The sequence below is a fragment of the Candidatus Latescibacter sp. IFSED24 genome (assembly GCF_058273205.1).
The window spans coordinates 3,954,575-3,977,977 of record NZ_CM177850.1; the positions used below are offsets into that span (position 1 = coordinate 3,954,575).

Genomic DNA, 23,403 nt, shown 5'->3' on the forward strand with positions numbered 1-23,403 from the left:
GTCGGGGGAAGCAGGACGATGGCACATGCATATCCGGGCGGGGGACGGTCCGCAATGGCGAAAGCCGGGCGCCGGGTGTGCGCCGATGCTCCCTGACCGACGGCGATTGGGCGATACGATCGAAAATGCGCATCAAATGCATTTTTGTTTGAGGATATATTTACTCTGCAATGTGTTATCATACGGCGGCAGCCCACACCTCGCCCCTGCATGATCGCCCCTCTCCTTGCCTGCCAACCTCTGGCTGTGGTTCCCGCCCCCGGTGAACCCGGAACGTGGTCCCATTCGAAAGGAGCTTCTCATGCGCACGTTCGCACTTCCGGTCGCGCTGCTCGCCCTGTCGCTGGCCGGCGCTTCCCTCGCCCCGGCGGCCACCTACTACATCCTTCCCGACGGCACGGGCGACGCGCCCACGATCCAGGCTGGTCTCGACCTCTGCGTGACCGGCGACCTGGTCCTGGTGGCGGAAGGGACCTACCTCGAGAACCTCGTCTGGCCCGACGTCGACGGGATCGCGCTGATGAGCGAGCACGGCGCCGAGACCACCGCCATCGATGGAGGCCAGCTCGGATCGGTGATCACGGTCGCCACGGGGGTGGGCCGTACCACCCGCATCGAGGGCTTCACCATCCGCAACGGCCTGGCCGAGGACGGCGGCGGGATCTATTGCGGGGACGGGTCGTCGCCCACGATCACCGGCAACACCGTGACCGGAAACGAGGCGAGCCGCATCGGCGGCGGCATCGCCTGTCGGGACGGGTCGGATGCCCTGATCATGGGCAATGTCATCACGCAGAACACGGTCACGCCCCCGCCCGCCCTGACCGGAGGTGCGGGGATCGGGGCCGCCAGCGGTTCCTCTCCCGCGATCTACAACAACCTGATCACCTACAACGTGGGTGGCGGCGGTGGTGGCGGTATCAACATCGGCGTGGATTCGAGCGCCCGGGTGGTCAACAACACGGTGGAGCACAACACGTCGTACATCGGCGGCGGGATCATCGCCTACTACTGCACCGGCTACATCGCGTACAACACCATTCGCTACAACATCGCCAACAGCGACGGCGGCGGGATCAACTGCTGGAGCAGCAAGGCCGAGATCCTGCACAACGAGATCACCTTCAACTCGGCGGACGGCCCTGATTGCGGCGGCGGGATCTCCTTCTTCCTGGCCGATTCCTCCGTCGTCGACAACTGCATCATCACCCACAACACGATCAGCTTCGCCGAGGGCGGGGGCCTCCAGTGCCTGGAGACCACGGCACCCGTCATCCGCAACTGCACCATCGCCGACAACGACGGCTGCGGGGTCTTCTGTCGAGCGTCGGACGATGTCGGCACTCCGGGCGGCAACCCGCTGATCATCCACAACAACATCTCCGGCCACCCGCAGCACGGCGTCTGCAACTCGGACGATCGCCTCATGATCGACGCGCGCGAGAACTGGTGGGGCGACGCCAGCGGTCCGGGCGGTTCGGGCCCCGGTACGGGAGACCCGGTCAACGAGTACGTGCTGTACGAACCCTGGGCGACCGAGATGTTCGCGATCATTCTGGGCGCCGGGCCCAAGCTGCCGCCGGCCGGGATCGAGCTCGCCCAGAATGTCCCCAACCCGTTCAATCCCCTGACCCGCATCCAATTCAGCCTGCCGGCTTCGATGTCGGTGCGCCTCACCGTGCACGACGTCCGCGGGCGGCTGGTGGCGACGCTGGCCGACGGCGAGCTGCCCGCCGGCCGCCAGCAGGTCGTCTGGCGGGCGCGCGACGACGCGGGCCGCGCGGTGGCCGCCGGCGCGTACTTCTACGTGCTGCGGACCGATCGCGGGGTGACGACGCGGAAGATGTGCGTGGTGAAGTAGTGTTCGCTGTGACCGTGAGCCCCGGTCATCCCGGCCGGGGCTCTGAGACCCATGGGACCCGGGCGTCGTCGAAGTACGAGCAGATCCGAGCGTCGTTGCAGGCAGGTAGGGGGCATGAATCAGTGGTCAGCGTGACGAGGAGCTGGCGAGTAAACAGGCTAACGGGTCGGAATGCCGAGCCGAGCGCGACGATCCTTCAACCAGTCCTCAGCCGCCGACCGCGAGCGGAACACTTCTGTATCCGGATGCTCCAGATCCGTATAAGCCATGTACATGCGCGCCATGCCGTATTCCACGTCGGTGGACACGAGGATCGCCATCGGTCCACAGCGCAGTTTCTTCGCGATGTACGTGCTCCTGTCGGCAAGGTATTGCACGGTCTCGGTCGTGTCCGGGGGTGACACCTCCGTGCAATCCACCAGGACCGGAATTCCGGCGACGACCTTCGGGTCGCGCTTGCGTTCCTCGAACGCCCGATCCTCGTCCTGGGTCGAGATGCTGCCCCAGCGGCGTACTCGCAGGGTCCCCTCGGCGTCGACCATATGTTCGATCGGCATGACGACCATCCTCAACTGAATCCAGGCGCGATCCATCGCCAGCGCTCCATCTCCTATCCTGGAATGTAGACAGATGACGGCCTTTGGCCAATGCCAGTGACGATTCACCCTGGAGATTCGTTCCCGGATTCAATCCGCTGTTGCCAGAGCCCTCTCTGGATGTGAAGATCGACCCGAACGACCGCGGTGACCGGGCGGAGGTTCGATTCCCCGAGGAGCGATCATTGGCCAGATATCTCGCCGTCCTTCTGATCGCGAGTCTCGTCTCGCCGTCCTTCGTGTGGGCCGTCCTTGTCGACCACGACGCCCCGGACGGCATCGCCGCGATCACCACCCACATCACCGCCACCCGCGCCGCGGGCTACATCGCGGCGGTGGTGCTGGGAACCGACGGGCAACTGTATCTGATGGACGATCAAGATGGCGACATGATCAAGTACGACTATCCCTACGAACTCGAACTCTCCTGGCCCGTCGCCTTCGACACCGTCGTCGACTGGACCCCGCTCCACTTCCCCATCGAGGGCACCGACGATTTCTTCATCCACCCGGGTGTGATCCGCTGCCGTGACGGCTCGCGCTGGATAACCGTCGTCAAGACGCTGGCGGGCGGGTGGGACATGGCGGGCCAGCCGGAGTATGCCATCCAATGGATCAGGATGAAGGGTCTGAAGTAACGTCCCGCCGCCAACAGTCACGCCATATCCCTAAACAGGACCGGGGCGCCACGAGCGCGCCCCCGGTCCGCCATCTCCCAGCGATGCCGCGCCTACTGCGACATCAGCTTCTTGATCAGATCGTAATCCACGGCCTCGGCGTATTTGGTCAGATCGTCCTGGGTGCAGCCGGAGCCTTCCACCGAGACCAGCACGCTCCCCTGGACCACCACGTTGATGGTCCCGCGGTCCTCGTTCCACTCGAGCGCGGCCTTGTTGCCGCCCACGCGGATCAGCTTCTGGCCGCTGCCGCTGAGCATCATGGGGTTGTTCAGGAGCATGGACATGGAGGAGAGCATGGGGGAGTCGGTGAGGATCTGGATGTCGACGCTGGCGTCGTCCTTCTCGTAGCTGCGGCTGGCGCTGGTGCCGCCGCCCATGAAGGCGGCGCCCATGGCCGCGGTCTCGGCGTCCTGGGCGGTCCAGCCGGGCAGCGCGTCGGGCAGGGCGCCGGAGATCTCGCCGGCGCGGAGCTGGCGGATCTGGGCGGCGGCGAACTCGAGCTCGCCGGCGGCGCCGGCGTAGTCGCCGGCCTTGTAGAGGTCGATGGCCTGCTGGATCTGGTCGAGGATCTCGTCGGCCGTGGCGGGGACCACCAGGGCGATGGCGACGAGGGCGACAGCGAGGAAGCGAAGGGAACGCATGGGCGGATCTCCTGGTTTCAGGTTCGTGGCGGCGCGAAGCCGTCGCCGGTCGGTGATCTGGTGAGCCGGAAGCTAGCGCATCGCCGGGGTCCGGACAAGCCCAGCCGTGGCGCATCTCCGGGCTTTCATTATCATGGCCCGGAAATATGACACCCCGTGGTCCAAATTGCGAAGGGACAACGCCGTGGACGTTCTCAAGGCCATCGAAAACCGCCGTGCCGTGAAGAGTTTCGACCCCAACCACCGCATGGCGGAGACCGAGGTCGCCACGCTGCTGCAGCACACGCTCCTGGCGCCCACGGCGTTCAACATCCAGCACTGCCGCCTGGTCACGGTCACCGACCCCGAGTTGCGCCGGCAGATCCGCGCGGTGAGTTTCGACCAGGCGCAGGTCACCGACAGCTCGCTCCTGGTGATCGTCTGCGCCGACCGGAACGCCTGGCAGAAGGAGCCCGAGCGCTACTGGAGCCACGTGCCCGACGCCACCCGCGATGTCCTGACCGGCATGATCCAGCAGTACTACCAGGGACGCGAGCAGGTGCAGCGCGACGAGTGCATGCGCTCGTGCGGCATCGCGGCCCAGACCATGATGCTGGCGGCCCAGGGGCTGGGCTACGAGACCTGCCCCATGGACGGATTCGACTTCGACGCCGTGGCCCGGCTCATCAACCTGCCCGACGACCACGTGATCAGCATGTTCGTGGCCGTGGGCAAGCCGCTGACCGAGGCCATTCCGCGTGGGGGGAAGCTGCCCGCGGACGAGGTCGTGATCCAGAACCGCTTCTAGCCAGGGCGGCGTATCCGGTGTAAAAACACCGATAATCTTCCTTCGCTTGAATCGTGGGGATAAATCCTGCTTATTTGGTGGTGATTGCCCGCCACTCGAACCCAGCGAGGTGCCGTGAACAAGCTGCAGCAGAACCCCATCTTCCAGGCCCTGTCGGGCCTGCGCCTGGCGTCGATCCTGTTGATCATCTTCGCCATCGCCACCGGGACGGCCACTTATATCGAATCGTACTACGCCGGGGTCGGGTCCACCGACACCGGCCGGGCTGCGGCCTACGACCTGGTCTATGACGCGCTGTGGTTCAACGCGTTGCTCGTCCTGTTCTGCGTGAACATGGCGCTGAACCTGGTGCGGCGGCTGGCCAAGGGCCCACAGCCGGTGGGCTACCTGCTGGTGCACGTCGGGATCCTGGTGATCCTCGTGGGCGCGGGCATGACCCGCTGGATGGGCTACGAGGGCTACCTGCGCATCCGCGAGGGCGAGGCCAACAACGTGGTGGCGTCGGCCGACGCGCACATCGTCGTGCAGGGCGATGGTGACATGGCCCAGTATCCGGTGCGCCTCTACCGGCCCGGCCCACAGGGCAAGCAGCAGCGCGTCACCCTCGGCGACAGCCACCTCACGCTGGGCGTGGCCGAGTACTGGCCGCGCTTCGAGCGCTCGATCGAGCCCGGTGAGGGCGGGTTCGCCCAGGTCTCGCTGGGCGCCATGGGCGAGGACGGTTTTCAGATGCACACCATGCGCGCGGGCGACCAGGAGACCATGGGCGGCGTGGTCGTGCGCTTCCATCGCGACGGGCTGCCGGCCCTGGCCGAGGGCGAGGCGCAGTATGGCACCCTCCGCGTGCGCGCCGGTGGCGCCATCTGCACGCTGCCGGTGACCCCCGAGCCGGGCCTGCTGGGCAACTGCGGCGACTGGCGCTTCGAACTCACCGAGTTCGCCGCCGACTACCACACCGAGGGCCACGGCGACCCCGACGGGCCGCTCGCCAATCCCATGATCAAGGTGCTGGTGGCGAGCCCCGACGGCGAGTCGGCCGAGCGCACCCTGTTCGCGCTGCATCCCGAGTTCGCGCTGGACGTCGAGGATGCGCCGCTGCTCGCTAAGGTCGACATGCTCTACGAGCTGCCCGCCGGCGTGGACCTGGCGGTCCAGGACGGTGTGGTGGTGATGCGGGCGGCGTTCCCGCTCACGGTCAATCCCATGATGAGCGAGGGCGAGGAGCGCACGTACGAGCCCGGCACCGTGGTGCCGGTGGAGAAGCAGATGCTCTACCAGGGGGGCGACACGTTCAAGGTGGTGCCGTCGGAGGTGGCGGCGTCGCTAGTGTCGGTGCCCCGGCTGAGCGACAATCCCAACACCCCCGCCGCGGCGCGGGTCTGGGTGGAGCAGGACGGCGAGCGCGCCGAGGCGGTGTGCATCAAGGGCGGCGCGCCGCAGCGCGTGGAGCTGGGCGGTCGCACGCTGAAGCTGTCGTACGGCGCGGTCATGAGCCGGCTGCCGTACAGCCTCTACCTCGAGGACTTCCTGCTGGAGACCTATCCCGGCAGCGACAATCCCGCCAGCTACGAGAGCCACGTGGTGCTCAGCGATCCCGACAAGGGGGTCGAGGGCCGCCGCGTGCGGATCTGGATGAACCACCCGCTGAACCACCGCGGGACCAAGCATTTCCAGTCGAGCTACGACCAGGACCGTCTGGGCACGGTGCTGTCGGTGAACCGCGATCCGGGCAAGGTACCCACCTACATCGGCTACACCATCATCTCGCTCGGCTTCTTCCTGGTGATCTTCAACGTGATCCGCGACCGCGTCCGCGCCTACCGCACCACCGCGACCGCCACCGTGCTCGTGGCGGCGCTCGCCGCGCTCGCCGTGCTCGTGCCGACCGACGCCCGGGCTCAGCACGGCGGCGCCGCGCCGCCCCCGATCATCGACCTCTCGCCCGCCGCCCACGACCAGGCCGCGCGCCTGATCGTCCAGGACTTCCGCGGCCGCATGAAGCCGCTGGACACCCTGGCGCGCGAGACCGCGGTCAAGATCACCAAGAAGACCAAGTTCGAGGGGCGCGACCCCATCGAGGTGTTCTTCGGTTTCGTGGTGCATCCGTCGCAGTGGTACCACTATCCGTGCATCGCGGTGAAGAACAACGGCGTCAAGGATCTGCTGGGTGTGAGCCGCGAGACGCACCACGTCTCGCTGGCGTCGGTGCTCGAGGGCGGCCGCTACAAGCTGCAGGACCAGGTGGAGGCGGCGCACCGCACTCCGGCCAACCAGCGCGACAAGACCCAGCAGAAGCTCATCCTCTTCGACGAGCGCGTACACATCCTCTACAGCGCGCTCCAGGGCACGTCGCTGCGGATCTACCCCATCCCCGACGACCCGAAGCACACGTGGCAGAGCATCGAGGTCGTGCTGCAGGGGCTCGGCGACAACGATCCGCGCCGGCTCGGCTACCAGCAGGCGGCCGACGCGCTGCTCGGCGGCCTCTCCCAGAACGACGACGCCATGATCCGCGACGGCCTGCTGAAGACCGGCAACCTCCAGCACCAGTTCGGCGCCGGGGTCGTGCCCTCGGATTTCCGGGTGAACTCGGAGCTGCGTCTGAACACTCAGCACCCCTTCGCGCGGTCGACCCTGCCCTACATGGGCGGTTTCGTGGTCCTGATCATCGCCTACTTCTGGAGCCTCTTCCGCCGCGACGGCCGGCCCTGGCGCTGGCGCAACCCGTTCTATGCCCTGGGCATGCTGCTCTTCGTGGCCGGCTTCGCCATGCACGTCTACGGGTTCGTGCTGCGCTGGATCGCCTCGGGCCGCGCGCCGCTGAGCAACGGCCACGAGTCGCTGCTCTGGGTGGCGCTGGCGGTGGCGCTGGCGGGTCTGATCTTCGAGGTCATCAGCCGCACCGGCGCCGTGGGCGCGCTGGGCTCGCTGCTGACCGCCGTGGTGCTGGGCGTCTCCATGATGGCGGCCTTCGACCCGGCCATCGGCCCCCTGGTGCCGGTGCTGGCGAGCTACTGGCTCAACATCCACGTCACCATCATCACCGCGAGCTACGGCTTCCTGGGGCTGTGCTGCCTGCTCGGCTTCCTCACCCTGGTGCTGATCCTGCTCGACCGTTTCGAGAAGGGCAACGGGAGGAGCACGGTGGCGTCGGCCATCGGCAAGCTCGACCGGCTCAACGTGGACGTCATGATCGCCGGCCTGGGCCTGCTGACCATCGGCACGCTGCTCGGCGGTGTGTGGGCCAACGAGAGCTGGGGCCGCTACTGGGGCTGGGATCCCAAGGAGACCTGGGCGCTGGTGTCGGTGCTGGTCTACGCGGTGATCCTGCACTTCCGCTGGATCCCGGGGCTGGCCAATCCCTACGTCCAGGCGACGGGGTCGTTCCTGGCGATCTGGGCGATCATCCACACCTACTTCGGCGTGAACTACCTGCTGGTGGGCCTGCACAGCTACGCCGCCGGCGACGCGGTGACGGTACCCACCTGGATCGTGGCCACGTTCCTGGGCATGGTGGCGCTCTCGGTGATCACCTATTTCGGCTGGCGAGACGGCCAGGTCGGACGGAAACGGGGTGAGGGTCTTGCGCCGTGACGTCGGCGTTTGTAACTAGAGACTGGAACCACCGTCACCATGACGACCTGATGGCCGGAGGTGTCAACTCCTTCTGGGAGCCCGGCCATCCCCTCTTCCCGGTCCGTTGGTGACGTGCTGGGCCTCCAAGGCCCCGGGACCTCCTTGCAAACTCCAGGTAAAAGCCGGCCCCCGGAACAGGACGTCAGGGGGCCGGTGCTTTGCCACTGGTATCGAGTCGCCTATTTCTTCTGCAGGATGAAGATGTTGCCGCTTGTGCCCTGACCGACTGGCCGGGGCTTTCCACCGGCACCCGCACCCACAGGCTCTTCCTCGCCGGAATCCAGGGCCGCCTCCACATCCTCGTCGGTGAGTTCGACCACGTCGTCGTCATCCAGATCATGGTCGGGGAGCGCCGGTTCCGGTTCGGGCTCCGGTTCGGGAGCCGCAGCGGCCGGTGCGTCCTCGTCCTTCTTGGGCTTGTTGAGCATGAAGACATTGCCGTTGCTGCCGGAAGCACGGGGTTTTGCTACGGCCGACTTGGCCTTCTCGGCCTCGGCCTCGACCTCGGGCTCCTCTGAGGACGGTTCGGCGGCCGCGGGTTCGATGGTCGCGGGTTCGACGGTCGCCTCGGGCTCAGACGTTGGTTCCGGTGCTGGTTCCGGTGCTGGTTCCGGAGTCGGTTCCGGTGCCGCAGCGGTCGGGGCGCCCTCGTCTTGCTTGGGTTTGTTGAGCATGAAGACGTTGCCATTGCTGCCGGAGGCGCGGGGCTTGGGCGCGGCCGGCTTGGCCTTTTCCTCGGCGGCGGCCGGTTCGGCGGCGGCCTCGGGTGCGGGCTGCGGGCTGGCGGCGCCGGCGGCCACGTCGGCCAGCTCGTCGAGGAGGTTGTCGGTGGCCGCGGCCAGCTCATCGAGGGCCTCGGGTGCCGGGGGCGCCGGTTCGGGCGCCGGTTCGGGCTCGGACGCGGGTGCCACCGCATCGGGTGTGGGAGCCGGGGCGGGTTCGGGCTCGGGCGCGGGCGCCGCGGCCAGGGGTTCTGGTGCCGGAGCCGGGGTCGGGGCCGGTTCGGGCGCCGGGGCAGGCGGTGGAGCGGCCGCGGCTGCGGTCGCGGCGACGGTCGCCGGGCCGGGCTGCACCGTGCGCGGGGGTTCGAGCATGAGCTCGCCCAGGCCCGCGGCCACCTTGCGGACCGCGCCCACGTTCTTGATGATCTGCCCGATGGATTCTTCGTACTGGCGCTGGCTGGCCAGGATCTGATTGACCGTCTCCTCGATGCTCGCGGTGGACTGGCCGGTCACGGCGGCGAGCTGCTTGATCTCCTGGGCCACGACGCTGGTGAAGGCCTCGCCGGTGGCGCCGTTGGCGGCGGCCTCGTTCTCGATGCGGCCGCTGATCTCCTGGCTGCGCGCGGCCAGGGCGCGCACGCGCGCCACCACGTCGCCCATCTCGCGGGCGGTGTCGAGCAGCTCGCGGGCGGTGTCGGCGGCGTAGACCGCGGCGTTGTTGGCGGTGCGGGTCAGCCGCGCGCCCTCGCCCGTGTCCTGGGCCATCTCGTTCAGGCTGAAGAGCATGCCCTGCAGCGCGGAGGCCACCGAGTCCACGGCCGACTGCATGCGTTCGGCGCTGCGGGCCACGGTCAGCATGTCCACCGACACGCGGTCGACCGAGGCGCTGGCCAGGCCCAGGTCGCCGTGTTCGGCGTAGGGCGGGGCCGGGCGCGCCGCGGCGACCGGCGCTGCGGCGGGCTGGCGGAAGATGGAGGCGCTCGGGGCCTGGGCCACCGCCGCCACGGCCGGGTCGGCCGGATAGGCGGGAGCAGCCGGCGCCGGTGCCGCGGACGCCACCGGAGCGGCGACCTGCGGCGACCGGTGCGGCCAGAAGGATACCAGTCCCAGCAGCACGGTCAGGCCGCCCAGGACCATGGCGCCGGTGCGGGCCAGGTCGCCAAGGCGGCCTTCGTCGCGGGTGGTGGTGGCCAGGCAGGAGGCCACGGTTTCCAGATCGGAACCCATGGTGCGCCGCTCGCTCTGCAGCGAGGCCAGGGCCTCGCGGCCGGCGGCGCTGCTGGGGGCGAATTCGCCCGCGGCCAGGTCGGCCAGGTCCAGGCCGAGCCAGCGCCAGACGTCGCGCACCTCGGTCAGGGCGGTCAGGGCCTCGCCCTGGGGCTCGGTCTCGGCCAGCGCCAGGAGGTCCTGGTCGAAGGCGAGGATGGAACGGGCCAGGTCCTGCCGGTTCTGGCGGGTGGCGGCCAGGTCCGGTGCCGCCGCCAGGGCGTCGGCTTGCCTGGACATGGACTCCAGCGAGGTCACGAGGCCGCTCGCCAGGGCCTGCTGGCCGGGCCGCGTCTCGAGGTCGCCCTGGGTGTGCAACAGGAACGCCAGGGTGGCCACGAGGAGGCCTGCGCTCAGGGTGGTCAGCGTGATGAGGATGCGCCGGGACGACATGGTTTCCTCCGTGAAGCCTGCGCGGGGCAGGGATCGGGCCGTCATCTTCTCCCTGGTTTCTTCGCCCGATTCCGTGAGGTATTGAGAAATTCTTGCAGGTGGGAAGGGAGCCGGTCGCGGCGCAGCGGAGCCTGGCATCGTACGGCATCTTGCCGTAGGGTCGACCGACCCGTTGGTTATGCCGTGGGCCCTGGCGATGGAGGATCCGTGTCGCGATACGTTCCGGACGAATCGGGTGGGCGCGAACGGCGGCCGGTGTGGCTGCTTTGCGCCCTCATGCTCCTGCTGATGAGTCTCGGTGGTTGCGGCGGCGAGGCTGCTCGCGAGGAGGTTCCGCCTCCGTCGGTCCTGATCATCGGTATCGACACCATGCGCGGCGACCACCTCGGCGCCGCGGGCAACGACTCGATCCGGACCCCGCACCTCGACGCCCTGGCCCGCGACGGCGTCCTCTTCACCGGCGCCCGGGCCACCGCGCCCTGGACCCTGCCCTCGTTCGCCAGCGTGTTCACTGGCCTGTTGCCCCGCGACCATGGCGCCGTGGGCGGTGACCACACCTGGCTCGCCGCCGGGCACACCACCATGGCCGAGTCCTTCGCCGCTGCGGGCTACGCCGTCACCGGCCTGGCGGCGGTGGACTGGCTCACCGGCGCCTGCAACATGGACCAGGGCTTCCGCGCCATGCAGGGCCTGCAGCCGCCGTCGGGCCTGGACCGGGCGAGCGCCGAGACCTGGCTTGCCGGCGCCTGGTGCGAGCAGCAGCGCCAGCGTCCGTTCTTCCTGTTCCTCCACTACTTCGATGTCCACACCCCGTACACCCCACCGCCGCCGTTCAACGGCATGTACTACGACGGCGATCCCTACCGCGACGGCGAGCCGATCCTGACCATGCTCGAGTCCGCCGCCAACTGCGCCACCAACCGCCAGAGCGGCATCTACGATTTCCTCGAGGGCGTCACCGACCTCGACTATCCGGTGCGCCAGTACGCCGCCGGCGTGAGTTACGTCGACGACCACGTGGGCCAGGTGGTGGCGCGGCTGCGCGCGCTCGGACTCTACGACGACATGCTCATCGTCGCGCTCAGCGACCACGGCGAGCATTTGGGCGAGCACGACATCTGGTTCACCCACCTGCTGCCCTACGAGGAGACCCTGCGGGTGCCGCTGATCGTCAAGCTGCCTCGCAACCGGAACGCCGGCACGGTGGTGGCCGACCCCGTCTCGCTGCTCGATATCCTGCCCACGGTGCTCGCCGCCGCGGGCCTCGCGCCGGCGCGCGACCTGCCGGGCCGCGACCTGGGCCCGCTGATGGCCGGGCGTCCGGAAGGCCACTCGCTCCTGGTGGCCGAGCAGGGCAGCGATCCGCAGAACAGCTGCCGCGCGCTCCAGGAGGGCCGCTGGAAGCTGCTCCATTTCCGCGAGGAGGGGGCGGCGCGCGACGAGCTCTACGACCTCACGGCCGATCCCGCCGAGGTGCACGACCTCGCCGCCGAGCATCCCGAGCAGGTGGCGCGCCTGCGCCGGCGTCTGGAGGCGCTCGGTCCGCTCGACGAGGTCGTGACCGAGGAGAAGGCGCCCGAGGGGCGCACGCTGAGCGAGGCGGCGCGGCGGCGCTTGCGGTCGCTGGGCTACTGAGCGCGATCTGGCGACCGTGCCGGGTCGCGTCTAGCTTGAGTTTCAGTGATACACCACGAAAAACATCCTCACGCCCGGCCCCGCCCGGCCGGCACCATCCCTGGAGGAGCCTATCGCGAGGAGATTGCTAATGAAGAAAGCCATCCTGTTCAGTCTGCTGGTCGTGGCGGCCGGCGCCGTCCAGGCCGAGACCTACCACGTCGAGATGGTGGGCACCGTGGAGTTCAGCCAGGTCACCTTCGGCATCTTCGCCGACGTGGTGGCCGGCGACCCCGTCCTCGTCCAGTTTGACGTCGATTCGGACAACTACCTCGACAGCACCACCTATCCCACCCGCGGCTACGTCATCGACCATCCCACCTACTGGCTCACCATCGGCGGCGTCAGCGTCGGTCTCCAGGATCCCTACGCCGAGGGCATGACCCCCTACTTCGTGATCCGGGACAACGACCCCGCCGTGGACGGCTTCTTCCTGTCCAACGGCACCGACTGGCCCACCGGCGTGTTCGTGAACGAGCCGGCCAACGTCGGCGACTTCTTCGCCAGCACCTTCGAGGTGGCCTACACCAACGACCCGCTGCCGTCGCTGGAGATCGGCGACGCCGTGGGCACCTACGCCTACGACAGCATCTCGAGCTACTACTTCTCGCTCAACGACGGGCCTTTCGAGGCCATGTTCTTCGAGTTCATCAGCCTGACCATCTCCGGTGGCGGGGTGTCGGTGGAGCCGAAGAGCTGGAGCGAGGTCAAGAGCCTGTTCGAGTGATCCTTCTGTGGAGCAAAGAAGCGGCCCCCGGCGACCCAGTGGTCACCGGGGGCCTTCGTGTGGAATCTACTTCAGCAGGCTCAGCTTGCGTGTCTCCACGAAATCCGGCGTCTCGAGCCGGTAGAAGTACACGCCGCTGGCCACGTTCCGCGCATCCCACTGCACCTCGTGGCGGCCGGCCGGCAGCACGCCCTCGGCGAGGGTGGCCACCACCTGGCCGCGCAGGTTGTAGACCTTCAGCCGCACCTGGGTCTGCCGGGGCAGGCCGAAGGCGATGGTGGTGGATGGGTTGAACGGGTTGGGCCAGTTCTGGGCCAGCGAGAACTCGCTGGGCACGGAGGGCGACCGGTCGTCGGCCAGGGCCTTGGCGGCGGTCAGGCCGCTGAAGGTGATCTGGTCGATGTAGACGTCGTCCTGGTTGCCGCTGGCGTCGCACAGGAAGCGCAGCTTGGCGTTGGCAGGGAAATTGACCTGGCCCGGGGTGAGGGTCACGGTCACGTGATAAAACACGTTGTTGTCGAAGTCGGTGCCGCGCGCCCAGGTGCCCACGGTCTGCCAGCTCGAGCCATTGTAGAACTGGAGCCAGAAGTCCTCGCGGGTGTTGTCCATGCTCACGGCGATGAAGTAGAAGTCCACCGACAGCTCGCTGTAGCCGGTCACGTCGTAGCTGCCGGTATGGTAGAACGACGATGCCACGCCGCTGTTGTCCTGGATGTCGATGGCGGCGTTGCCCTGGTAGGCGTAGGTGCCGCCGGTGTAGCGTGCGCAGTCGCCGCCGCCGTCGGTGTAGCTGCCCCAGCCGCCCTCGAAATCGTCATAGGTGATGGTCTGCCACTCGCCGCCGCCGCCGGGATCGGTGACGGTGATGTAGTCGGTCTTGACCTCGTCGTCGCTGCCGAAGGCGTTGCTCACGGTGAGGGTGACGGTGTAGGTGCCGGCGGTGGTGTAGGTGTGCGACGGGTTCTGCGTGGTGGCGGTGCCGCCGTCGCCGAAATTCCAGTTCCAGCTCGTGGGCGCGTCGGTGGACGCGTCGGTGAACGACACGGCCAGCGGCGCGGTGCCCGCGGTGGGGTCGCCGCTGAAGGCTGCGGTGGGTGCCACGCCGGACTGGGCGGTGACCGCGACGTCGTCGAAGGCGAAGCCGTCGGTGCTCAGGGCGTAGTTGTCGTACTGCTGGAAGCGCACCACGAACGTTGCGGACAGGCTCAGGCCGTTGGCGGCGCAGAGCTGGTCCACGTCGAGCTGGAAGTTCTGCCAGGTCTGGTTGGCGTAGCTGCCGCCGTTGAGGTCCTGGACCTTGACGAAGCTGGCGCCGGCGTCGTCGGAGAAGTAGACACCGTCCTGGCTGTGGGTCTCGTCGCCGAACTCCTTCCACCAGAACTCCAGATCCACCTGCCCCTGGCCGGCGAGGTCGAGGTGCAGGTCGGCCTGGTTGGTGCTGTAGGCGCTGCCGTTGACGGTGTCGTCCATGAGTAGCTGCCAGCTGCCCGAGTGCGGTGCGTAGGATGTGGAGACCTGGATGCGGCCCTCGTTGTTGGAGGCCGTGAGCCAGGCCGCGTCCAGCGAGCCGCCCTCGAAGCCGGTGCTGTAGGGCAGGGTGGTGTAGACCAGCCCGGTGCCGGGGTCGGTGACGGTGATGTAGCCGGTCTTGGTCTCACCGTCACTGCCGGCGGCGTTGGTGGCGGTGAGGGTGACGGTGTAGCTGCCGGCGGCGGTGTAGGTGTGGCCCGGGTTCTGGGCCGACGAGCTGCCGCCGTCGCCGAAGGTCCAGCTCCAGCTCGTGGGGCTGCCCGAGGACTGGTCGGTGAAGTTGACGGTGAGCGGGAAGTCGCCCGTGGTCGGCGTGCCGGCGAAGGCCGCCACCGGCGCCACCGGGCCGCCGCCGCCGCCGAGGGCGGCCGCAGCGTCCACCATGCCGTGGCCGCTGTAGCGGTCCCAGCCGGCGCCCGACTCCACCGAGGTCACGTCCTGGGCGGTGGTCACGAGCTGGTCGCGGACCTGGGTGGCTGACCAGGTGGGATTCTGGGCGATGATCAGCGCCGCCACGCCCGCCGCATAGGGCGTGGCGCAGCTGGTGCCGTTGAAGAAGCCCGAGTAGTCGCCCGTTTCGTAGCCGCCGCTGCCGCCGATGTCGGTGGTGGGCAGGATGGTGGGGGCCAGGAGGTCCACGGCGCCCGCGGCGTCCTGGATGCTGACTCCGTAGTTGGAGCCCCACCAGCGTTCGCCGTCGCAGGTGTAGCCGTTGGGGTCGGTGTTGACGCCGGGGTTGACCTCGCCGCTCGACGACGACGAACGCTTGCGCTCGCCGCACGGCGAGGCCGCGCCCACACCGACGACGTAGGCGTTGATGGCGGGGTAGCTGATGGTGCTGGCGTTCTCGTTGCCGGTGGCGGCGAGGATGAGGCAGCCCGCGTTGTGAGCGTAAAGCAACGCGGCGTTGGTGGCCGAGTCGCTCGAGATGGCGGCACCGAGGCTCATGCTGATCACGTCGGCGCCGTTGTCGGCGGCCCAGTAGAGCGCGTTCTGGATCGCGCTGAAGTACATGGAGCCGGCGCTGTTGGCCACCTTGCACGGCATGATCGAGCAGTCGGCGGCGATGCCCGCAGAGCCCAGGCTGTTGCGTACCGAGGCGGCGACGCCGGCGCAGGCGGTGCCGTGGCCGGCCTGCGACGAGTTGTCGTCGGGATTGCTGTCGTTGTCGCCGAAATCGTAGCCGGCCACCAGGCGTAGGTCCGGGTGGTCGATGTCCACGCCGCTGTCGAGGATGGCGATGACCACGCTGGCCGAGCCGTAGCCCTGGCTCTCGTCCCAGCCCGCCTCCGCGTTGGCGTCGAAGCCCACGGTGCCCACCGGCGCGCCGGTGTGGCTCCAGGTACCGCCCCAGTCGTAACCCGGCAGCTGGGCGGTGTTGTTGTGGCCCCAGTGGTCGGGATACAGGGGGTCGCCTGGCGAGGTCGCCGGGAAGGCGCGCCAGTCGTAGCTGACGGCGGCCACGTTCAGGTCGCGGCGCAGCTGGTCGACCAGCCGCGGCAGGTCGGCGCGGTCGCCGAAGCGGAGCACGTACCAGCGGTCGACCCCGGCCTGCCGGGCGCGCTCGGGGAAGCGCGGCTTCAGGTAAGGCCGCTCGATGCTGCGCACGCCAGCGGCGGTGAGCACGCGGTCCACCGACACCAGGCCGGTGCGCGCGTCGGGAGCCTGGGTGCCCATGTCGAGGCCGATGTCGAGCTTCGCGCGCTCCATGGCGTCCTCGGTGAACTGCACCAGGAGGCGGTCGGGCGCGTAGGGCAGCACCTTCTCGGCGCTCGGGGAGAATCCGGCCTGGACGGGAACGAATTCGCGGGGATCGGTATCGGCGGCGAACGAGCTGGCCGCGAGGATGAGCGATAGCAGGACGGCGACCGTCAGGACGGTCTTGACACTACGATTCATGATCACTCCAATCGAGTCAGGGTGGGGTGCGATTGGGTGGTTGGTGGTGACGACAGCGGTGGGTCGACCTCCTCCCGTAGGCGTGGACCGGTGTCAGGACACCATGCTAGCACATGGCGTCCTGAGAACGGACAGCCTTTTCTTCAACGATTCCTGTTAGCAGCCGAACCGCTCCGCGAGGTAACGCGCCAGCGCGCCCGCCAGCTCCTCCTCCTCGCTGCCCAGGTCGGTGCTCTTCCGCCACGCGCCCTCGCGGCGGTCCCAGCAGTGGGGTGCGCCGCGGTGGGCGATGTTGCTGAAGTGCGTGGCCTGGAACTCGCCGAGGGCGGTGACGCCGCCCACGTCGAGGACGTCGAGCGACACCACGGGGACGTCGAGCTTGCGCCGGGCCTCGACGGCGAGGTCGAGCACGCGGTCGGGCGGATCGGGGAAGGTGGTGCGGCCGCTGCCGCTGGCGCGGAAGTCGTTGTCGCGCACGCCGCGCCGGACCACGAAGAGGCGGTCACCGGCGGTGGCGAGGACGCGCCAGTCGCAGGGGGCGTCGGGCAGGAAGCGCTGGAGCACGAACGGGCCGCCGTACACGCAGTCGCGGTACATCTCGGCGTGGTAGCGGTTCTTGAAGACGTGCTGCTTGAGCAGGTACTTGACCTCGTAGACGAACAGACCCCGGGGGCGGTTGACCTCGCGGACGCGCGTCACCAGCTCGCGGGCGTCGTGGATCAGCGAGACGCCCGAGCTCATGAACCCCGAGGCGGTCTTGAAGACCACGGGGAAGGTGATCTCGTCGAGGTGGGCCTGCAGCCCGCGGAGGTTGCCGAAGACGTGGGCGGGCAAGAGCGGCAGGTCGAGGCGGCGGCGCAGCAGCTCCTGCTGGACCTTGTTCTCGTGGGCGCGGAAGAGGTCGTAGCTGGGGATCAGGGTGTTCTCGCGCTGCAGCTCGTACAGCAGGTCGTCGAGGTAGCGCTTGTAGCCGGGGACCTGGCTGCTGGTGTAGACGATGATCTCGCCGCGGGGCCAGGCCGCGTCGGGGGCGGCCAGGTCCTCGAAGCGGCGGTGAACCACGGTGATGCCGTGGCCCGCCAGCGCGGCCTCCAGCTCGTCGACGCGGAACGATTCCCAGTCGTACTCGCGCTGCCTGAGCGCGCCGCGGTAGTCGGTCATGAGCGTGATCTGCAACGCCGGCCTCCGTGCTGGTTGGGGTCCGGCGGCCATTGTGGCGGCGGGGTCGCGCGCAGGTCAAGGGTCATCGCCTCCGTGACGCCGCCGCCTCTTTCCGCTACACTACCGTTCCCGCAGCCACGACCCAGCCAGGGAGGAACCCATGCCCCGCTTCGACCCGCATTCCTGGTGCGACCAGGACCAGCCGCGCCAGCGCCACCTCGACCTCGACCTCGCCGTGGACTTCGCCGCCCGCACCCTCGCCGGCCGCGTCCGCATCCACCTCGCCGAGCCCGCCGCCGCCGGTCCCCTCGACCTCGACGGCCGCGACCTGATCATCGCGTCGGTGGCCGACCAGGCCGGCCGGCCCCTCGCGTGGTCGGTGGCCGAGACCGAGAAGGTGCGCGGCGACCGCCTGCGCGTGGACCTGCCCGCCGGCACCGAGATCGTGGAGATCGCCTACCGCACCGCCCCCGGCGCCCTGGCCCTGGGCTGGCTCGAGCCGCAGCAGACCGCCGGCGGCGAACACCCGTTCCTGTTCAGCCAGTGCCAGCCCATCCACGCGCGCACCATGATCCCCTGCCAGGACACGCCGCGCCACCGCGTGACCTACGACGCCGCCATCACGGTGCCCGCCCCGCTGCGCGCGGTGATGTCGGCCGGCCCGGCGGGCGAGCCGGCCACCGCCGGCGACTTGATCACCTGGCGTTTCGCCATGCCCCAGGCCATTCCCACCTACCTGCTGGCGCTGGCGGTGGGCAACCTGGAGAGCCGCGACCTGGGCCCGCGCTCGTGCGTCTATGCCGAGCCCGAGACCATCGCGCAGGCGGCGTGGGAGTTCGCCGAGGTCGACGGCATGATCGCCTCGGCCGAGAAGCTCTTCGGCCCCTACGTCTGGGACCGCTTCGACCTCTTGGTCATGCCACCCGCGTTCCCCTACGGCGGCATGGAGAACCCCCGCCTGACCTTCCTGACGCCGACGCTCATCGCCGGCGACCGCACCCAGGTCAACGTGGTGGCCCACGAGCTGGCCCACTCGTGGACCGGCAACCTGGTGACCAACGCCACCATGGACGACTTCTGGCTCAACGAGGGCTTCACCGTGTACGCCGAGCGCCGCATCCTCGAGGAGATCTACGGCCAGGAGTACGCCGACCTGCAGGGCGTGATCCGCCGCAACGCGCTCCAGGTGAACCTCGACCAGTTCGGCGAGGGCTCGCCCTACACCAAGCTGCGCAACGACCTGGCGGGCATCGACCCCGACGAGGTCTACTCGCTGGTCCCCTACGAGAAGGGCGCCCAGTTCGTGCTGCTGCTCGAGGACGCCGTGGGCCGCGAGCGCTTCGACCGCTTCCTCCTCAAGTACATCGACACCTTCCGCTTCCAGTCCATCACCACCGACGAGTTCCTGGCCTTCCTGGAGCAGGAGCTGCCCGGGGTCTACGCAAAGATCCAGGGCCCGCGCTGGGTGGAGGAGCCGGGCATGCCGGAGAACGAGCTGCCCATCGTCTCCGAACGCATCGAGCGCGTGCGCCGGCTCGCCGCGGGCTGGACGGACGGGGAGCGCCCGGACCCGGCCTCGGTCGCCGACTGGACGCCCACCGAGTGGCAGCTCTACCTCCAGGACCTGCCGCGCCAGCTACCCGAGGCCGATTGCCGCTGGCTCGACGAGACCTTCGACCTCACCGCCCGCGGCAACTACGAGGTGCTGGTGGAGTGGCTGACCATCGCCGCCGCCTCGGCCTACGCCCCGGCCCTGCCCCGGGTGCGCGAGGTGCTGACCAACGTCGGCCGGATGAAGTACCTCAAGCCGCTCTACACGGCGCTCATGAAGAACGAGGAGACCGCGGCCCTGGCGCGCGAGGTCTTCGCCGAGGTGGCCGATAGCTATCATCCGCTGAGCAAGGGGTCGGTGGCGGGGTTGCTGGCCGGGTAGGGGTGCTGCTGGTCCCGGTATTTCGTGTATGGGATGCGGTATGCGGTATGCGGAGTGGGGGCTGGAACATTGGGCGGCGTTAGTTGTTGTGGTTGTGGCAGTTGCGGGGTTGTCGTCCCCCGGGGGTTGGGCCGGTCGCCAAGGGAGAGCCCGCCAGCCCTCCGACCAGCGGGCACCTCGCTCAGCGAAACAAGCCCTTCACCCCGCTCCAGGTCCGCTGCCGGATCGACACGGCCTCGTCAGTGACGATCTCCACGACCATGTCGTTGAAGTCGGTCCCGACGCCGTCTTCCCAGAAGATCAGCAGCGCGGTCGCGTCGTCGTGGACGCCGATCAGCCAGTACGTCACCAGGTAGTCGATGCCGCCGTTGTCCTGGGCGAAGGAACTCACGGTCGGCCCGTAGTTGCCGCTGCGGACCCAGCGCCAGACGGGGCAATCGGCGAAGTCGAGCTCCGCCTCGCCGGACACCTCGAATCCGGTTCCCTCGACGTCGAGGACGTGATGGTATTCCGCGCCGCTAGCACCCTCGTAATAGCCGAGGGTCTGGGTCCAGGAGCCGAAGCGGGCTCTCGCCATGGCGTCGACCGTGCCGTCCTCCCAGATCTGATCGGTCATCGACAGCGACGGCGAACCGATGAGCAGATTGTCACCGACCGCGACCGGGTCCTCGCCCACGTGGTCGGGGATCCTCAGGGCGACGATGCCCAGGGCGGAGTTCTCGAAGCTGTGATCGCCCGCGGGCACGAATCCCGCGCCGTACAAACCGTTCAGGATGTCCAGGTGGCTGGGTTCTCCTCCCTCATCAACCGGCGTGAATCCGGCGAGGGACGGCGTGCCCATAGCCATCGCAACGAGGAGGATGGCGAGGCAATTCAGACGACCCATTTTCATGGCATTCCTCCTGCTCGTTTAAGGGCTGCGAGTGCCGGATCGGACGCACCCGCGTCGGTCACCGGATCAACGTCATCCTCCCATGCGCCACCTGGCCGCCGGCCTCGAGCCGGGAGAGATAGATCCCGGTCGGGGCGACCCGGCCATCGGACGAGCGACCATCCCACGCGACATCGTGCGGCCCGGCGGTGACCGTTCCCTCCAGCAGGACCGCGACGCGGCGCCCGCGCAGGTCGAACACCTCCAGACGGGCCGGGCCGGCGACCGGCACCCGGTAGCGGATGGTGGTGGCCGGGTTGCAGGGGTTGGGGAAGTTCGACACCACGGCGAGGTGCGGAAGATCCAGCGCCGGCGCCGCCGTGACGACATCTCGCACCTCCACGCCCACCAGGCCGGAGATCTCAAGTGCGCCAGTGGTCCAGTTCGATCCCCCGCCATTGACCATGAACACCCAGCCGTACCTGCGGTCTTCCTGAATGATGATACCCGCGCCGTAATGGTCAGCGCTTCCGTGGTGGCACCAGACCCAATCCCCCGTATAGGTGCCGAGTTGGCGGTTCCACATCAGGCCTACCTCGTGATCGGCGTCGGCATGGTGCACCGTCCAGGCCTCGTCGATGGTCGCCTCCTCGAGGATGCGGACCCCGTCGAGCTCGCCGCCCATCATGAAGGCCATGGCGAAACTGGCCAGGTCCCGGACGCTCGTCCGCAGCGACCAGGCCGGGTACACGAACACGTCGTGCCCGCCGGAAGACACGAGGTAGAAGTCGCCAGCATTCCAGCTGTACGAGTAGGCGGCCGATTCGTGATCGACCTCGTCGCCGAACCAGACCGTGTCGTCCATGCCGAGGGGGTCGAACAAGTATGTCCGGGAGTATTCCGGGAACGGCAGACCGCCGATCGTGCCCGCGAGGCAGGCCAGGAGCGTGGGACCGAGGTTGCTGTATACGTAGGTACGCCCCGGACACTACAGTTCCCATGAGTCCGGATCGTAGAACTGGCCGCCGGGAGTGAAATACTCCGACAGCCCCTCGCAGATCGGCATGCCCGCCGGGGCGCCCGTGGCATTCTGGTTGCGCATGAGCGACGCCGTATGGGTGAAGATCTTCCGGAACGTCACTGCGGAATCGGGGCAGGTGGGATGGATTACCGGGAAGTCGACGAATCCGTTCACGTCGGCGTCCAGGCTGAAATCATGGTCCTCCCACACCTGGAGCATGCTCGTGGAGCTCACGACCTTCGAGGCCGACGCGATCTCGAAGGTCGTCCACACCTCCACGGGAATGCTGCCCTCGAGCTGCGCGTAGCCGTAGGTCTCCATGCGATGGAGGACGGGCACGTCGGGGTCGTTGGGATCGCGATAGAAGCTGGCCATGGCCAGGCCGGGGATGTGGTACTCCTCCATCAGGGTCACGATGGCCTCGTCGAGGGCCGTGTCGCGGGTGCGTTCGGCACCTGGAGCCGGACTGGATCCGAGCGACGACGACAGGAGCACGCAGAGCAGGCCGGTGATGATCGTGTTCTTCATGGGCGACCTCCTGGTTATCCGCTCATCCCGGCCCGGGCCGGGATATCGGCGCGAATGCAGCCAGAACGGTGTCCGGAAGGAGTTCGCCCACGGAGAGGAGCAGGTGTGGGCTGCGGGGGGAGGATAGCGGAAAGAGGAGTACAGGTGTCTGCAAAGAGGGTGGACCTGGTAGTCGGGATCAATCCTACACGATTATTACGGCGAATATGATTGTCCCGATGTCGGATCAGGGCAAAGCTCGGCTCTTCCCATTCCCTTCCCCGACGTACTGCCCGCAAACGGGGGAGACGGCCAGGCCGCGAGGCCGCCCAACCCGGCTCAAATCACCGGACCAGCACCAGTTTCTGCGACCTCACGGCCGACGCCGTCTGCAGGCGCACGAGGTACGTGCCGGACGGCATCGAGCGACCGGCCGCGTCGCGTCCGTCCCAGACGAACGCGTGCTCGCCGGCGGCGAAGGTCCGCTCGGCCAGGACGGCCACCCGTTTCCCGGTCAATTCGTAAACCGCGATGCTGGCCCATCCAGCTCGCTCCAGCGAGAACGTGATGGTTGTCCGGGGGTTGAAGGGATTCGGCGCGACGCCGAGCAGGAGGGCGTCCGCTGCGGGTACGGTCGCGTCGCCGGTGGCCGAGATCCCGGTCTCGAACAGCAGCTCGATGTCGAATCCGCACGATCCGCTGGTGCGGTCCCTGAAGCCGGACGTCACGTTGCAGCTGGCGACGATGGCGATCTCGTAGAGTCCGGGATCGAGGGACCCCTCTTCGACCACGGCTTCGACCGCGTCGGAAACGTCGCTCAGGTAATATTCGAGGACCGTGCCGTCGGGTCCGTCCAGAATGAGGCTCGCGTGTCCATAGCCTGCCGGATTGTCGTACTGCAGGAAGCCGTCGATGGAGAACCCGACGGGTTCGGACACCTCGAAGACATAGTTGAACACCGATGAACCGTATGCCGCTGCGCGGCCGTAGTTGCCGCCGCCCACCGCCTGGCAGACCGTGCCGCCGGCCGCATGAAATCCGTTGGTCATGAATTCCGAATCCTGATCCGTGCCGGCGCTGGCATGGGCGCTCCCGCTGCTGGCCTCGGCGGTGACGCTCTCGTCGAAATGGTCGAACTCGACCGTCCCGTTCGCGTGCCCGTCTTCATCCGATCCGGATTCGTCTTCCTCGGCCCCTGCGAAGCACTCGATGTAGCGCTCTGCCGATATCGGCAGCACGGAGGCCAGGGCCGTGCCGGTCGAAGCCAGCATCACGCCGATGAGCAAGATCGTAACTTTATTCATCATGGGCCTCACCTCCAGGTTGCGGAGTCGGCGCCAATATACCAGGAACTGAAATACAGATGTCATCAAACAGGAGGAATCGAGGTTGGTCTGGGTGGAGAAGGGTTGTCCTGATGATCTCAAAGCATCACGCATTTCGTGATGGCGGTCAGGAGTAGGACCAGATCCAGAGAACTCGCTGGCGGCCAGAGCCC

Annotated in this window: 15 protein-coding genes and 1 pseudogene; 7 read left to right on the top strand and 9 right to left on the bottom strand. The window is 68.1% G+C overall.

Going from position 1 to position 23,403, the window contains the following annotated elements:
- The first annotated feature begins 301 nt into the window (after positions 1-301).
- Positions 302-1,861: a right-handed parallel beta-helix repeat-containing protein gene (locus tag IFSED24_RS15965; protein WP_491332476.1), complete on the top strand. Its 1,560-nt coding sequence runs from the start codon at positions 302-304 to the stop codon at positions 1,859-1,861.
- Positions 1,862-2,019: 158 nt separating this feature from the next.
- Here the strand turns inward: IFSED24_RS15965 and IFSED24_RS15970 are convergent, their stop codons facing one another.
- Positions 2,020-2,418, bottom strand: coding sequence for a hypothetical protein (locus tag IFSED24_RS15970; protein ID WP_491332477.1), 399 nt, complete (start codon positions 2,416-2,418; stop codon positions 2,020-2,022).
- A 161-nt stretch (positions 2,419-2,579) separates the two neighbouring features.
- Between IFSED24_RS15970 and IFSED24_RS15975 the strand changes: the two genes are divergently transcribed.
- Positions 2,580-3,095, top strand: coding sequence for a hypothetical protein (locus IFSED24_RS15975; RefSeq protein WP_491332478.1), 516 nt, complete (start codon positions 2,580-2,582; stop codon positions 3,093-3,095).
- A gap of 92 nt (positions 3,096-3,187) precedes the next feature.
- Here the strand turns inward: IFSED24_RS15975 and IFSED24_RS15980 are convergent, their stop codons facing one another.
- Positions 3,188-3,778: a hypothetical protein gene (locus IFSED24_RS15980; protein ID WP_491332479.1), complete on the bottom strand. Its 591-nt coding sequence runs from the start codon at positions 3,776-3,778 to the stop codon at positions 3,188-3,190.
- Positions 3,779-3,962: 184 nt separating this feature from the next.
- Between IFSED24_RS15980 and IFSED24_RS15985 the strand changes: the two genes are divergently transcribed.
- Positions 3,963-4,565, top strand: a complete 603-nt coding sequence (locus IFSED24_RS15985) for a nitroreductase family protein (protein ID WP_491332480.1) — start codon at positions 3,963-3,965, stop codon at positions 4,563-4,565.
- 114 nt (positions 4,566-4,679) lie between these two features.
- Positions 4,680-8,159, top strand: a complete 3,480-nt coding sequence (gene ccsA, locus IFSED24_RS15990; protein ID WP_491332481.1) for a cytochrome c biogenesis protein CcsA — start codon at positions 4,680-4,682, stop codon at positions 8,157-8,159.
- Positions 8,160-8,380: 221 nt separating this feature from the next.
- Here the strand turns inward: ccsA and IFSED24_RS15995 are convergent, their stop codons facing one another.
- Positions 8,381-10,582 (bottom strand): methyl-accepting chemotaxis protein, encoded by a 2,202-nt coding sequence (locus IFSED24_RS15995; protein WP_491332482.1) that lies wholly within the window; start codon positions 10,580-10,582, stop codon positions 8,381-8,383.
- Between the two features lie 207 nt (positions 10,583-10,789).
- On the opposite strand from IFSED24_RS15995, the gene IFSED24_RS16000 reads away from it, so the two are divergent.
- The gene (locus IFSED24_RS16000) at positions 10,790-12,217 is read left to right on the top strand and encodes a sulfatase family protein (RefSeq protein WP_491332483.1); all 1,428 of its coding nucleotides are present in this window, start codon (positions 10,790-10,792) and stop codon (positions 12,215-12,217) included.
- 130 nt (positions 12,218-12,347) lie between these two features.
- Positions 12,348-12,983 carry a hypothetical protein gene (locus IFSED24_RS16005; RefSeq protein WP_491332484.1) on the top strand — a complete coding sequence of 212 codons (636 nt, stop codon included), beginning with the start codon at positions 12,348-12,350 and terminating at the stop codon, positions 12,981-12,983.
- Between the two features lie 66 nt (positions 12,984-13,049).
- On the opposite strand, the gene IFSED24_RS16010 is transcribed toward IFSED24_RS16005, so the two are convergent.
- Both IFSED24_RS16010 and IFSED24_RS16015 read right to left on the bottom strand, forming a co-directional pair.
- Complete coding sequence (locus IFSED24_RS16010; RefSeq protein ID WP_491332485.1) at positions 13,050-16,412, bottom strand: S8 family serine peptidase; 3,363 nt, start codon at positions 16,410-16,412, stop codon at positions 13,050-13,052.
- Between the two features lie 156 nt (positions 16,413-16,568).
- Positions 16,569-17,588 carry an ATP-grasp domain-containing protein gene (locus tag IFSED24_RS16015; protein ID WP_491332486.1) on the bottom strand — a complete coding sequence of 340 codons (1,020 nt, stop codon included), beginning with the start codon at positions 17,586-17,588 and terminating at the stop codon, positions 16,569-16,571.
- A 145-nt stretch (positions 17,589-17,733) separates the two neighbouring features.
- On the opposite strand from IFSED24_RS16015, the gene IFSED24_RS16020 reads away from it, so the two are divergent.
- Positions 17,734-19,506, top strand: coding sequence for a M1 family metallopeptidase (locus tag IFSED24_RS16020; RefSeq protein WP_491332487.1), 1,773 nt, complete (start codon positions 17,734-17,736; stop codon positions 19,504-19,506).
- A gap of 181 nt (positions 19,507-19,687) precedes the next feature.
- On the opposite strand, the gene IFSED24_RS16025 is transcribed toward IFSED24_RS16020, so the two are convergent.
- The 4 genes and pseudogenes from IFSED24_RS16025 to IFSED24_RS16040 form a co-directional block, all read right to left on the bottom strand.
- Positions 19,688-20,398, bottom strand: a complete 711-nt coding sequence (locus tag IFSED24_RS16025; RefSeq protein ID WP_491332488.1) for a hypothetical protein — start codon at positions 20,396-20,398, stop codon at positions 19,688-19,690.
- A 58-nt stretch (positions 20,399-20,456) separates the two neighbouring features.
- Complete coding sequence (locus IFSED24_RS16030) at positions 20,457-20,843, bottom strand: FlgD immunoglobulin-like domain containing protein (protein ID WP_491335069.1); 387 nt, start codon at positions 20,841-20,843, stop codon at positions 20,457-20,459.
- Positions 20,829-21,926, bottom strand: a pseudogene (locus tag IFSED24_RS16035) (serine hydrolase domain-containing protein); the annotation flags it as partial. The pseudogene IFSED24_RS16035 and the gene IFSED24_RS16030, both read right to left, overlap by 15 nt.
- A 323-nt stretch (positions 21,927-22,249) precedes the next feature.
- Positions 22,250-23,191, bottom strand: a complete 942-nt coding sequence (locus IFSED24_RS16040) for a FlgD immunoglobulin-like domain containing protein (RefSeq protein WP_491332489.1) — start codon at positions 23,189-23,191, stop codon at positions 22,250-22,252.
- Between the last annotated feature and the right edge of the window lie 212 nt (positions 23,192-23,403).